Genomic DNA, 15,055 nt, shown 5'->3' with positions numbered 1-15,055 from the left:
CTCAAGACCTACCGAGTTCTTCGTCGAGCAGCGCGAGCAGTTCGTCCGCCGTGGCGGTGCGCGCGTCCGGTCCGGAGTTGACGGGTTCCGTGCGGGTGTGCGCTTCGTCCCACCTGGTCAGCAGCGTGCGGAGGCGGTCGCCGACGGCGGCGCTCCGCTGGTCGTCCGGCGTCAGGAGGGACAGTGTGGCCTCCAGGCGGTCCAGCTCGGCGTCGATGGTCGGCGCCCCCACTCCCGGCATCTGGTCGAGCACGTGCGCGGCGAGCGCGGACGGGTTGGGGTGGTCGAAGACGAGCGTCGAGGGCAGGCTCAACCCGGTGGCCGAGTTGAACACGTTGCGGAACTCGACCGCGGTCAGTGAGTCGAAGCCGAGGTCCTTGAACGCCCGACCGGGTTCCACCTGCGCGGTGCTCTCGTAGCTGAGGACGGCGGCCACCTGCTCGCGCACCAGATCCAGCATGACGCGCTCGCGGTCCGGCCCGGACATCGTGGCGAGCCTGGCCGCCAGGTCGAGCGGCGCCGCCTCGGCGGGGGCCGGGGCCGTCCGTCGAGCGTCGGGCAGTTCCCGCAGCAGCGAGGCCGGCAGCGAAGGCGCGTACAGGTCCCAGTCGATGTCCGCCACGACCAGCACCGTCGGGTCGCTCTGGCGAACGGCCCTGTCCAGTGCGGCGATCGCCGACTCCGGCTCGAACGGGGCCGTGCCCCGGCCGCGCAGAATCTCGCCGAGCTTCTCGCCGACCATGCCGCCGCCGCCCCACGGCCCCCACGCGACCGAGCTGGCGGCCAGGCCCGCCGCCACGCGCCGTTCGGCGAAGGCGTCGAGGAAGGCGTTGGAGGCCGCGTAGCTGCCCTGCGCGACCGCGCCGAACGTGCCCGAGATCGAGGAGAACATCACGAACGCCGACAGCTGCCGGTCCCTGGTCAGTTCGTCCAGGTTGACGGCGGCGTCGACCTTCGGCCGCAACACGGCCGCGAACCGGTCCGGGGTGAGCGCGGTCAGCACACCGTCGTCCAGGACACCCGCCGTGTGCATGACCGCGGTGAGCGGGAACTCCTGCGGAATCGATGCCAGCAGCTCCGCCAGCGCCTCCCGGTCGGCGACATCGCAGGCGGCGATCGTCACACGCGCGCCCAGCTCGGTCAGCTCCGCACGCAACTCCTCCGCGCCGTCGGCGTCCGGACCGCGCCTGCTGATCAGCAGCAGATGTTCCGCGCCCTTCGTGGCCAGCCACCTGGCCACATGCGCGCCGATCCCGCCGGTGCCACCGGTGACCAGCACCGTGCCGGTGGGGTCCCAGTCGCCGAGGTGCCCCGAGGGTGCCCGCACCAGCCTGCGGGCGAACACGCCGCCGGCGCGGAGCGCGACCTGGTCCTCCTCCCGTGTGCCGGACAGGACTCCGGCGAGGCGGGCGGCGGCACGGTCGTCCAGTGTGTCGGGCAGGTCGACGAGACCGCCCCAGCGCTCGGGCTGTTCCCGCCCGGCGCATCGGGCCAGCCCCCACACCATCGCCTGCTCGGGGCAGACGGGCGTGTCGGAGCGGCCGACCGAGACACCGCCGCGCGTCGCGTACCACAGCGGAGCGGCGAGTCCGGCGTCGCCGAGCGCCTGGACGAGAGCGAGGGTCGCGTACACACCGCCCGACGGCAGTTCGGGGTCCAGCGCGAACAGCGACAGGACGCCCGCGACGGGCTCGTCGACCGCCAGCCGGGCCGTCAGCGAGTCCCGGTCCACCGCCTCTCCTGCCCGGACCGACAGCACTCGCGCGCCGTGCCGGGTCAGCGCGTCGGTGACGGATTCCTCACCGGCGCCGTCCCTGCTGACCACCAGCCAGGTGCCTGTGAGCGCGGCGGTGGGCTCGGGCACCGGCAGCCAGGTGACGCGGTAGCGCCAGCCGTCGATCTCGGAGTGCTCGGACTGCGACTGCCGCCAGGACGCCAGGCGGGGCAGCACCGCGCCGATCGGGTCGTCGAGGGACACGTCCAGCTCGTCCGCCAGTTCACCGAGGTCGCCGTCCGCCACGGCCGCCCAGAACCGCGCGTCGACCGCTCCGGTGACGTCGCCCGCGGGGGCCGCCGCCATGCTCGGCCAGAGCCGCTTGTGCTGGAAGGCGTAGGTCGGCAGGTCCACCTGCCGCCCCTCGGCGACCACGTCGCGCCAGTCGAACGGCAGGCCCTGTACGTATGCCTCGGCGGCGGAGAGCAGGAACCGGTCGAGATCACCGTCGTCGCGGCGCAGTGTGCCCACGACCACGGCCTCCGCACCGGTCACGTCCAGCGTCTCGCGCACCCCGAAGGTCAGCACCGGGTGCGCGCTGCACTCCACGAACACACCGACGCCCCAGTCGAGCAGGCCGCGCGTCGCCTCCTCGAAGCGCACGGTGTTCCGCAGGTTCTGATACCAGTAGTCCGCGCCCACTTCCGTGCCGGTCAGCCACTCCCCGGTGACCGTGGACAGCATCGCTACGCTCGCCCGCGTCGGCTCCACCCCGGCCAGCTCGGTCGCCAGCGCCTCCCGGATGCGCTCGACGTGCGGTGAATGCGACGCGTAGTCCACCGGAACCCGCCGTGCCCGCACATCGTCGGCGGCGCACAACTCGATCAGCTCGTCGAGCGCGTCGACATCGCCCGCCACCACGACCGAGCCGGGGCCGTTGACCACCGCGACCGAGATCCGCCCGTTCCACCGCGCGATCCGCTCGCGTACGTCGTCGACCCTCGCCGCCAGCGACACCATTCCGCCCTGGCCCGACAGCGCCAGGATCGCCTTGCTGCGCAGCGCGACCACCTTGGCGGCGTCGGGCAGCGACAGCGCGCCCGCGACACAGGCGGCGGCGATCTCGCCCTGGCTGTGCCCCACCACCGCGTCGGGCTCCACACCGTAGGAGCGCCACAACGCGGCCAGCGACACCATCACCGCCCACAGCGCGGGCTGCACCACATCGACTCGCTCCAGCTCGGCCGCGTCGGCCAGCACGTCGTACAACGACCAGTCCACGTACGGGGCGAGCGCATCGGCACACGCGTCGAGCGAGGCGCGGAACGCCGGCGACGACTGCGCCAACGCCGCGCCCATGTGCAGCCATTGCGCCCCCTGACCGGGGAACACGAACGCCACCTTGCCCGCGGGCCGGGTCACACCCATCGCCACCCGGGTCGACTCGACGCGGCGGGCCAGCGCCGTCGGCCCCTCGATGAGCGCGGCGAGACCGGCGAGCAGACCGTCGCGGTCATGGCCGACGACAACCGCCCGGTTGTCGAAGGCCGATCGCGCCACGGCGAGCGTGCCGGCGACATCGAGCGGGTTCAGCTCGGGGTGCGCCACGAGATGGGCGCGCAGCCGGTCGGCCTGTGCCCGTAGCGCGTCGTTGTCCTTGGCCGAGACCAGCAGCGGCACCGGGGACGTGTCCGGCACGGCCGTCCGCGGGGCGACCTCGGTGACCGGCGCCTGTTCGATGATGGCGTGCGCGTTGGTGCCGCTGAACCCGAACGACGACACACCGAAACGGCGCGGACGGTCGGTGTCCGGCCAGGAGCGGGCCTCGGTGAGGAGCGCGACGTCGCCGGCCGACCAGTCGACCTTCGGGGTGGGCTCGGCGACATGCAGCGTCTTCGGCAGCACGCCGTGCCGCATCGCCATGACCATCTTGATGATGCCCGCGACACCGGCCGCGCCCTGCGTGTGGCCGATGTTGGACTTCAGCGACCCGAGCCACAGCGGCTCACCGCTACGGTCCTGGCCGTACGTGGCGAGCAGCGCCTGCGCCTCGATCGGGTCACCCAGCGTCGTACCCGTGCCGTGCGCCTCCACCGCGTCCACATCGGACGACGTGAGCCCCGCTCCGGCGAGCGCCTGGCGGATCACCCGCTGTTGCGAAGGCCCGTTGGGCGCGGTGAGACCGTTCGACGCACCGTCCTGGTTGATCGCGGACCCCCGCACGACGGCGAGCACCTGGTGCCCGTTGCGCTGCGCTTCGGACAGCCGCTCCAGCACGACCATTCCGACGCCCTCGCCCCAGCCGGTGCCGTCCGCGTCCGACGAGAACGGCCTGCACCGACCGTCGGTGGACAGCCCGCGCTGGCGGCTGAACTCGATGAACGAACCCGGCGTCGACATCACCGTCACGCCACCCGCCAGCGCCATCGAGCAGTCACCGGTGCGCAGCGCCTGCACCGCCATGTGCAGTGCCACCAGCGACGACGAGCACGCGGTGTCGACCGTCACCGCGGGACCTTCGAGACCGAACGCGTAGGCGACCCGCCCGGACACGACACTTGCCGCGTTGCCCGTGCCGACCAGTCCTTCGACAGTCTCCTCACTCGCCGTCAGCAGCGTGGTGTAGTCCTGCACGTTCGAGCCGGTGAAGACGCCGATGTCGCGCCCCCGCACCGCATTCGGGTCGATGCCGGCCCGTTCGAACGCCTCCCAGGAGGTTTCGAGCAGCAGCCGCTGCTGCGGGTCCATCGCCAGCGCCTCACGGGGCGAGATCCCGAAGAACGCCGGGTCGAACAGGTCGGCGTTGTACAGGAAGCCACCTTCACGCGCGTACGAGGTGCCGGCGTGGTCCGGGTCGGGGTCGTACAGGTTCGCCAGGTCCCAGCCGCGGTTGCCGGGGAACTCACCGATGGCGTCGACCCCGTCCAGCACGAGTTGCCACAGGTCCTCGGGCGAGTTCACCCCGCCGGGGAACCGGCAGCTCATCGCGACGATCGCGATCGGCTCGTCGAGGACGGCCGCTGCCGTACGGGTGATCGCCGCGACGGCGGGTGTGCCGACGAGTTCGGCGCCGAGGTGCGCCGCGAGCGCCGCGGGGGTCGGATAGTCGTAGATCAGCGTGGCGGGCAGCCGCAGTTCGGTCGCGCCGCCCAGCCGGTTACGCAGCTCGACGGCGGTCAGCGAGTCGAATCCGACCTCCTTGAACGCCCGATCGGGCGCGACGGCGTGCGTCGAGCTGTGACCGAGGACCACGGCCACATGGTCCAGTACGAGGTCCAGCAGCGCCTTCTCCCGCTCGGCCTCGGTCAGCCCCGCCAGCTGTCGCGCGAACGCCGACCCGGCCACAGCGGCGGACTCGACGCTCCTGCGCGCGGTGGAGCGCACCAGGCCGCGGAGCATGTGCGGCACCGGCTGGGTACGTGCCTGCTTGCGCAACGCGGGCAAGTCCAGGGGCACCGGCGCCAGCACCGCACGCCCCGTCGAACCCGCGACGTCGAACAGAGCCAGGCCCTCAGCCGTACGGAGCGGGATCAGACCGCCCCTGCTCATCCGCTTCAGGTCAGCGTCGTCGAGCTGGCCGGTCATACCACTGGCCTCAGCCCACAGGCCCCACGCCAGCGACGTCGCGGGCAGCCCCTGAGTACGGCGATGCTGCGCGAGCGCGTCCAGGAACGTGTTCGCCGCCGCATAGTTGCCCTGGCCGGGACCACCCAATATGCCCGCCACCGACGAGAACAGCACAAACGCCGACAGATCCAGCTCACGGGTCAACTCGTGCAGATTCCATGCCGCGTCGACCTTCGGCCGGAACACCGCGTCGATACGCTCCGGCGTCAGCGACCCGACCGTGCCGTCGTCCAGCACACCCGCGGTATGCACGACAGCGGTCACGGGATGCTCGGCCAGCAGCGCCGCCACCGCCTCCCGGTCCGCCACATCACACGCCGCGAACACCACCTCGGCACCCCCCGCGACCAGCTCGTCGCGCAACTCCTCCGCACCCTCGGCCGCAGCGCCACGCCTGCTGACCAACAGCAGACTCCGCACACCCCGCTCCACCACCAGATGCCGGGCAACCACACCACCCAACGTGCCCGTCGCACCCGTGACCAGCACCGCACCCGAACCAAACCCGGGCTCATCCACCACCGACCGCCCCACCCTGGCAAGACGGGGCACTCGGATGTCGCCGGAGCGCACCGCGAGCTGTGGCTCCCCGGTGGCCAGAGCCACTGGCAGCGCTTCGAGCGAGGCAGCCTCGTCGTCGAGGTCGACCAGCACGATCCGGTCCGGATTCTCCGACTGCGCCGACCGCACCAGGCCCCACACAGCGGCCTGCGCGACGTCCCGCACATCCTCATCGAGCGAGGTGGCCAGCGCACCCCTGGTCACAATGACCAGGCGCGCCGCGCCGAACCGCTCCTCCGCCAGCCAGGTCTGAACCGCGTTCAGCGCCCAGTGCGCCGCCTCATGCGCGCCATCGACCGTGGCGGACGTGGCGACGACCGGGCACGACACGACCACGAAGTCGGACAACGGTTCGGCCAGGGCATCCAGCTCGGTCCACTCGGTCGTCGGAGCATCGACGTCGGGCAGGGCAACCGACACCCAGTCGACGCCGAACAGCGACTCCGAGTCCTGCCGCGCCAGTGTCTCCGGCAGCGGGCGCAGCAGCAGCGAGTCGATCTCGGCGACCGGCGCACCGGTGCCGTCCGCGACCACCAACGACACCCCGTCCGACTCCGCGGGCGACAGCCGCACCCGCAGCATCCGCGCGCCGGAGGCGTGCAGTCGTACGCCCGACCACGCGGACGGCAGAGTGTCAGGAGCATCCGCAGCGTCCATCAGGCCGATGGCGTGCAGCGCCGCGTCCAGCAGCGCCGGATGCAGCCCGAATCCGTCGGCACCCACGTCTTCGGGCAGCGCGACCTCGGCGAACACCTCGTCCCCACTGCGCCATGCGGCCCGCAGCCCCTGGAACACCGGCCCGTAACCGAACCCGTCATCGGCCGTCCGGTCGTAGAAGCCGTCCAGGTCCACTGTCTCGGCACCGGCGGGCGGCCACTCGACCACGGAAATCCCATCGGACCGGCCGGCCGCACGGAGCACTCCGCCGGCATGCCGGGTCCACGACACGCCGTCGTCGCCCGCGCTGGAGTGGAGCGTCAGCTCACGTCGGCCCGACTCGTCCTCGGCACCGACCCACACCTGTACGCGCACCGTGCCCTTCTCGGGCAGGACGAGCGGCGCCTCCAGCGTCAATTCCTCCACCAGGTCACACCCGACCTGGTCACCCGCACGGATCGCCAGCTCAAGGAAGGCCGTACCGGGCAACAGAATCGCCCCCTGGACGACGTAGTCGGCCAGCCAGGGGTGGCTCTGGGCCGACAGACGTCCGGTGAGCAGCACACCGTCCGTACCGCCGAGAGCGACGGTCGCACCCAACAACGGGTGCTCGGCCGCACCGAGCCCGGCCGCCGTGACATCACCGACCAGCGGCACCACATCAACCCAATAGCGCTCGCGCTGGAAGGCGTAGGTGGGCAGATCCACCCGACGTGCGCCGCTGCCCTCGAAGAAGGACTCCCACTCCACCCGTACACCACGTACGTACAGCTGTCCCGCGGCCATCGTAGCGGCCACGGCCTCCGACCGATCCGCCCGCAGCGCCGGTACGAACGTCGCCTCCGGCGCCGACTCCTGACCCAGCGCCGACAGCGTCCCACCCGGCCCGACCTCGACGAACGTGGTCATGCCCTCAGCAACCAGCGTCTCGACGGCGTCGGCAAACCGCACCGACTCCCGCACATGCCGCACCCAGTACTCCGGCGAACCCAACTCCTCGGCCGTCGCCCGGCCACCGGTCAGCGTCGACACGATCGGAATAGACGGCGCCTCGAACGACACACCCTCCAGCACCGCACGGAACTCATCGAGCATCGGCTCCATCAACGGCGAATGGAACGCGTGACTCACCCGCAGACGAGACACCTTCCGACCCGCCTCACGCCACCGCTCCGCCACCACCTCCACATCAGCGGCGACACCCGAAACCACCACCGAATTCGGACCGTTCACCGCCGCGATCCCCACAGTGTCAGGCAGATCCGGCGCGACCTCCGCCTCGGACCCCTGGATCGCCACCATCGCACCGCCCTCGGGAAGCGCCTGCATCAACGCACCACGAGCCGACACCACCTTGACCGCATCAGCCAACGACCACACACCCGCCACATGCGCCGCCGCCAACTCACCAATCGAATGACCAGCCAACATGTCCGGCCGGACACCCCACGACTCCAGCAACCGGAACAACGCCACCTCAACCGCGAACAGCGCCGGCTGCGTCACTCCTGTCTCATTCAGCGCCTCGGCGTCCTCACCGAACAGCACCTCACGCACCACCGGATCGAACGCGCCCAGCACCCCGTCCAGAGCCTCAGCGAACACCGGAAAACGCGCGGCCAGTTCACGCCCCATCCCAAGCCGCTGCGACCCCTGACCCGAGAACAGGAAACCCACCCGGTGCGATGTCGCTTCACCCACCACCGCACCCGGCCCGTCCCGCCCCTCGACGAGAGCGGCGAGAGCCGACAGGAACTCGGAACGGTCCGCGGCCACAACCACCGCACGGTGGTCCAATGCCGTCCGAGATGTCGCGAGCGAGTAGCCGACATCGACAACCGCGTGCTCGTCCACCATCACCATGGACATCAGCCGGCCGGCCTGGCCACGCAGGGCGCTCTCGTCGCGCGCCGATATCACCCACGGCACCAGGTCGAGGCCGTCACGCACAGGCTCCGGAGCTTCCTCCCGCTCCACCACGGGGGCCTGCTCGATGATGGCGTGCGCGTTCGTGCCACTTACACCGAACGACGACACACCGGCCCGCCACGGCTGACCGGTCTGCGGCCACGGCCGAGTCTCCGTCAGCAGTTCCACGGCGCCCGCCGACCAGTTCACGTGCGACGACGGTTCGGTGACATGCAGCGTCCGAGGCAGCACACCGTGCCGCAGCGCCATCACCATCTTGATCACACCCGCCACACCCGCGGCGGCCTGCGTGTGACCGATGTTCGACTTGATCGACCCGAGCCACAGCGGCTCACCGCCACGGTCCTGACCGTAGATGGCCAACAGCGCCTGCGCCTCGATCGGGTCACCCAGCGTCGTACCCGTGCCGTGCGCCTCCACCGCGTCCACATCCGACGGGGACAGGCCCGCGCTCGCCAGCGCCTGACGAATCACCCGCTGCTGCGACGGACCGTTCGGCGCCGTCAAACCGTTCGACGCACCGTCCTGGTTCACCGCCGAACCCCGCACCACCGCCAGCACCTGGTGCCCGTTGCGGCGGGCGTCCGACAGCCGCTCGACGAGCAGCATGCCGACACCCTCACCCCAACCGGTCCCATCAGCGCTGTCGGAGAACGCCTTGCACCGACCGTCCGGAGCCAGGCCACGCTGCCTGCTGAACTCCACGAACGAGCCCGGTGTCGACATCACCGTCACACCGCCGACGAGCGCCAGCTCACACTCACCCTTGTGCAGCGCCTGCGCGGCCAGATGCAGCGCGACGAGCGACGACGAGCACGCGGTGTCCACCGTCACCGCGGGCCCCTCAAGGCCGAAGGTGTAGGACAGCCGGCCGGAGATGACACTCGCCGAGAGCCCGGTACCCGCGTAGCCCTCCACACTCTCCGGCGCAGCCATCAACAACGCCGCGTAGTCCTGACCATTGGTACCGACAAAGACACCGGACCGGCTGCCCCGCAACGAGTTCGGGTCGATGCCCGCCCGCTCGAACGCCTCCCAGGAGGTCTCCAGCAGCAGCCGCTGCTGCGGATCCATCGCCAACGCCTCACGCGGCGAGATCCCGAAGAAACCCGGGTCGAACTCCGCCGCATCGGCCAGGAAGCCGCCTTCTCGCGCGTAGCTGGTGCCCGAGTGCTCGGGGTCCGGGTCATACAGCGCGTCCAGATCCCATCCCCGGTCGGCGGGGAATCCGGACACCGCGTCCACACCGGACTCGACAAGACGCCACAGATCCTCCGGCGACTCGACCCCACCGGGGAACCGGCAGCTCATACCGACGATCACGATCGGTTCGTCGCTCACGGCCGCGGCGGCATCGTGGGCTGCCGCATCGAGCACCCCACCCAGCAGCTCGGCTCCGAGGTGCGCCGCGAGAACAGCGGGGGTCGGGTGGTCGAAGACAAGCGTGGCAGGCAGAGCCAGCTCGGTGGCCACGCCCAGCCGGTTGCGCAACTCGACGGAGCTGAGCGAGTCGAAGCCCAGTTCCCTGAACGCGCGGTCGGGCGCGATGGCGTGCGCCGAGCTGTGGCCGAGGACCACGGCCACATGACCGAGTACGAGGTCCAGCAGCGCCTTCTCCCGCTCGGTCTCGGTCAGCCCCGCCAGCGACCGCGCCAGCACGGACCCGACGGCGGGCCCGGAATCGGCGGACCCGCGCGCGGTGGAGCGCACCAGGCCGCGGAGCATGTGCGGCACCGGCTGGGAACGTGCCTGCTTGCGCAACGCGGGCAGGTCCAGGGGCACCGGCGCCAGCACGGCACGCCCCGTCGAACCCGCCACGTCGAACAGAGCCAGGCCCCGGGCCGTACGGAGCGGGATCAGACCGCCCCTGCTCATCCGCTTCAGGTCAGCGTCGTCGAGCTGGCCGGTCATACCACTGGCCTCAGCCCACAGACCCCACGCCAGCGACGTCGCGGGCAGCCCCTGAGTACGGCGGTGCTGGGCGAGCGCGTCCAGGAACGTGTTCGCCGCCGCATAGTTGCCCTGGCCGGGGCCACCCAATATGCCCGCCACCGACGAGAACAGCACAAACGCCGACAGATCCAGCTCACGGGTCAACTCGTGCAGATTCCATGCCGCGTCGACCTTCGGCCGGAACACGGTGTCGATGCGCTCCGGCGTCAGCGAGCCGATCGTTCCGTCGTCCAGCACACCCGCGGTGTGCACGACAGCGGTCACGGGATGCTCGGCCAGCAGCGCCGCCACCGCCTCCCGGTCCGCCACATCACACGCCGCGAACACCACCTCGGCACCCCGCGCGACCAGTTCGTCGCGCAACTCCTCGGCACCCTCGGCCGCAGCGCCGCGCCTGCTGACCAGCAGCAGACTCCGCACACCCCGCTCCACCACCAGATGCCGGGCAACCAGACCACCCAACGTGCCCGTCGCACCCGTGACCAGCACCGCACCCGAACCAAACCCGGGCTCATCCACCACCGACCGCCCCACCCTGGCAAGACGGGGCACTCGGATATCGCCGGAGCGCACCGCCAACTGCGGCTCGCCAGTGGCCAACGCGGACGGCAACGCATCGAGCGAGGCCGCCTCATCGTCGAGATCCACCAGCACGATCCGGTCCGGATTCTCCGACTGCGCCGACCGCACCAAGCCCCACACCACGGCCTGCGCGACGTCCCGCACATCCTCGTCGTGCGAGGTGGCCAGCGCACCCCTGGTCACAATCGCCAGGCGCGCCGCGCCGAACCGCTCCTCCGCCAGCCAGGTCTGAACCGCGTTCAGCGCCCAGTGCGCCGCCTCATGCGCGCCATCGACCGTGTCGGACGCGGCGACGACCGGGCACGACACGACCACGAAGTCGGACAACGGTTCGGCCAGGGCATCCAGCTCGGTCCACTCGGTCGTCGGAGCATCGACGTCGGGCAGGGGAACCGACACCCAGTCGACGCCGAACAGCGCGTCGCCCTGATCGTCACCGGCGATCTGGTCCGCCGACACCGGGCGCAGCACCAGCGAGTCGATCGTGGCCACCGGAGCACCTGCCCCGTCCGCGACCGCCAAGGACATCCCGTCCGACCCCTCGGGCGACAGCCGCACCCGCAGCACCGTCGCGCCGGAAGCGTGCAGTCGCACCCCCGACCACACGGACGGCAAGCTGCCAGGAGCGTCGGCGTCGCCCATCAGCCCAATGGCATGCAGCGCCGTATCCAGCAACGCCGGGTGCAGACCGAATCCATCCACGCCCACGTCTTCGGGAAGCGCGACCTCGGCGAACACCTCGTCCCCACTGCGCCACGCGGCCCGCAGCCCCTGGAACACCGGCCCGTAACCGAAGCCGAGCTCCGCCAGCCGGTCGTAGGCCCCGTCCAGGTCCACGGCCTCCGCACCGGCGGGCGGCCACTCGACCAGAGAAGCCCCACCGGAGCGGCCTCCCGCACGCAGCACACCCGTGGCATGCCGGGTCCACGAACGGCCGTCTTCGGTATCACCCGCGCTGGAATAGACGGTCAGCTCACGCCTGCCCGACTCCTCCGCCGCGCCGACCCACACCTGCACCCGCGCCGAGCCGTTCTCGGCCAGAACGAGGGGTGCCTCCAGCGTCAATTCCTCCACCAGGTCACACCCGACCTGGTCACCCGCACGCACCGCGAGCTCGACGAACGCCGTACCGGGCAGCAGAACCGAACCCTGAACCACATAGTCGGCCAGCCACGGATGGGACTGAACCGACAGTCGACCGGTCAGCAGCACACCATCCGTGCCCCCCACGGCGACCGTCGCACCCAGCAACGGATGCTCCGTCGATCCGAGCCCGACCGCCGCGACATCGCCGATCGCCGGCAGCGTGTCAGGCCAGTAGCGCTCTCGCTGGAACGCATAGGTGGGCAGGTCCACCCGCCGCGCGCCGCGACCGGTGAAGAAGGCCTCCCACTCCACCCGGACACCGCGTACATGCAGCTGTCCCGCAGCCGTCGTGGCGGCCACGGCCTCCGGCCGATCCGCCCGCAGCGCCGGTACGAACGTCGCCTCCGGTGCGGACTCCTGGCCCAGCGCGGACAGCGTCCCACCCGGCCCGACCTCCACAAACGTCGCCACACCCTCGGCCACCAGCGCCTCGACGGCGTCCGCGAACCGCACCGACTCCCGTACGTGCCGCACCCAATACCCCGGCGATGCAAGCTCCTCAGCGGTCACCCGCGTACCGGTCAGCGTCGACACGATCGGAATGGACGGTGCCTCGAACGACACGCCCTCCAGCACCGCACGGAACTCATCGAGCATCGGCTCCATCAACGGCGAATGGAACGCATGACTCACCCGCAGACGAGACACCTTCCGACCCGTCTCGCGCCACCGCTCCGCGACCGTCTCCACATCGGCGGCAGCACCGGAGATCACCACCGAGTTAGGACCGTTCACCGCCGCGACGCCCACGGTGTCGGGCAGATCCGACGCGACCTCCGCCTCGGACGCCTGGATCGCGACCATCGCACCGCCCTCGGGCAGCGCCTGCATCAACGCACCCCGAGCCGACACCACCTTGACCGCATCGGCCAACGACCACACACCTGACACATGGGCAGCGGCCAGCTCACCGATCGAATGACCGGCCAGCACATCCGGCCGGACACCCCACGACTCCAACAACCGGAACAACGCCACCTCCACCGCGAACAACGCCGGCTGCGTCACCCCCGTCCCATTCAGCGCCTCGGCATCCTCACCGAACAGCACCTCACGCACCACCGGACCGAACGCGCCCAGCACCCCGTCCAGAGCCTCAGCGAACACCGGGAAACGCGCGGCCAGTTCACGCCCCATCCCAAGCCGCTGCGACCCCTGACCCGAGAACAGGAAACCCAGCCGACCGGGATCGTCGGCGACTCCCCTGACCACCGCGCCGCTCGACGTGCCTTCGGCCACGGCCGCCAGAGCGGCCAGGAACTCGGATCGGTCACCGGCGATCACCACCGCGCGGTGGTCCAACGCCGACCGCGACGTCGCGAGCGAGTACCCGACATCGACAACCGCGTGCTCATCCACGGTCGACATCAGGCGCTCAGCCTGGCCACGCAGGGCACCCTCGCCGCCTGCCGACAGCACCCATGGCACCAGGCCGTCGCGCACCGGCTCCGGGACTTCCTCCCGCTCCACCATGGGGGCCTGCTCGATGATGGTGTGCGCGTTCGTCCCGCTGAACCCGAACGACGACACACCGGCACGCCACGACCCACCGGTCTCCGGCCAGGGACGTGCCTCCGTCAGCAACTCGACCGTGCCCGCGGACCAGTCCACATGTGGCGACGGCTGATCCACGTGCAGGGTGCGTGGCAGCACACCGTGCCGCATCGCCAGCACCATCTTGATCACACCGGCCACACCGGCGGCGGCCTGGGTGTGGCCGATGTTCGACTTCAACGACCCCAGCCACAGCGGCCGACCCTCGGGCCGGTCCTGCCCGTACGTCGCCAACAGCGCCTGCGCCTCGATCGGATCACCCAACGTCGTACCGGTGCCATGCGCCTCCACCACGTCCACATCCGACGGCGCCAGACCCGCACTGGCCAGCGCCTGCCGGATCACCCGCTGCTGCGACGGGCCGTTCGGCGCCGTCAAACCGTTCGACGCACCGTCCTGATTCACCGCCGAACCCCGCACAACAGCCAGCACCTCATGTCCGTTGCGCTGAGCGTCCGACAGCCGCTCGACGAACAGCATGCCGACGCCCTCACCCCAACCGGTGCCGTCCGCGTCGGCGGAGAACGCCTTGCACCGGCCGTCCACCGACAGCCCGCGCTGGCGGCTGAACTCGATGAACGCACCCGGCGTGGACATCACCGTGACGCCACCCGCCAGCGCGAGCGAGCACTCGCCCGAGCGCAGGGCCTGCACCGCCAGATGCAGTGCCACCAGCGACGACGAGCACGCCGTGTCCACCGTCACCGCGGGGCCTTCGAAGCCGAACGTGTAGGACAGCCGGCCGGAAGCCACACTCGACGCGGTGCCGGTCGCCGCGTAACCGCCCACGTCCTCGGCGGCGCCGTCCAGGACCATCCCGTAGTCCTGCATGTTCGACCCCACGAACACGCCGACGCGCTCACCGCGCAGCGACGCCGGGTCGACCCCGGCCCGTTCGAGCAGTTCCCAGGAGGTCTCCAGCAGCAACCGCTGCTGCGGGTCCATCGCCAACGCCTCACGGGGCGAGATCCCGAAGAAGTCCGAGTCGAAGTCCGCCACCCGGTCGAGGAACGCGCCCATCCGGCTGTACGACGTGCCGACACCCGCCGGATCCGGGTCGTAGAGCGCCTCCACGTCCCACCCACGGTCGGCCGGGAACTCCGCCACCGCGTCCCCACCCGCCAGAAGGACATCCCACAGATCCTCCGGACTCGACACACCACCCGGGAACCGACACGCCATCGCCACAATCGCCACCGGCTCATCCACCACACCAAGGACGGAGACCGCGGCCGCCGGATCAGCCGCCTCCACACCCGACAACTCAACACGCAGAAAAGCCGCCAACGCGGCAGCCGTCGGATAGTCGAACACCACCGTCGCCGGCAGAGC

1 protein-coding gene is annotated in these 15,055 nt (G+C 71.0%); it reads right to left on the bottom strand.

Going from position 1 to position 15,055, the window contains the following annotated elements; translation table 11 throughout:
* Nucleotide 1: 1 nt before the first annotated feature.
* Nucleotides 2-15,040, bottom strand: a complete 15,039-nt coding sequence (locus ABTZ59_RS20535) for a type I polyketide synthase (RefSeq protein WP_503003246.1) — start codon at nt 15,038-15,040, stop codon at nt 2-4.
* Nucleotides 15,041-15,055: the final 15 nt, after the last annotated feature.

It is taken from the genome of Streptomyces sp. NPDC094034, assembly GCF_040303865.1.
In the GTDB taxonomy this organism is placed as follows: domain Bacteria; phylum Actinomycetota; class Actinomycetes; order Streptomycetales; family Streptomycetaceae; genus Streptomyces.
The sequence above is the reverse complement of the archived record's forward strand: the minus strand, read 5'-3'. Positions and strand labels throughout refer to the sequence as shown.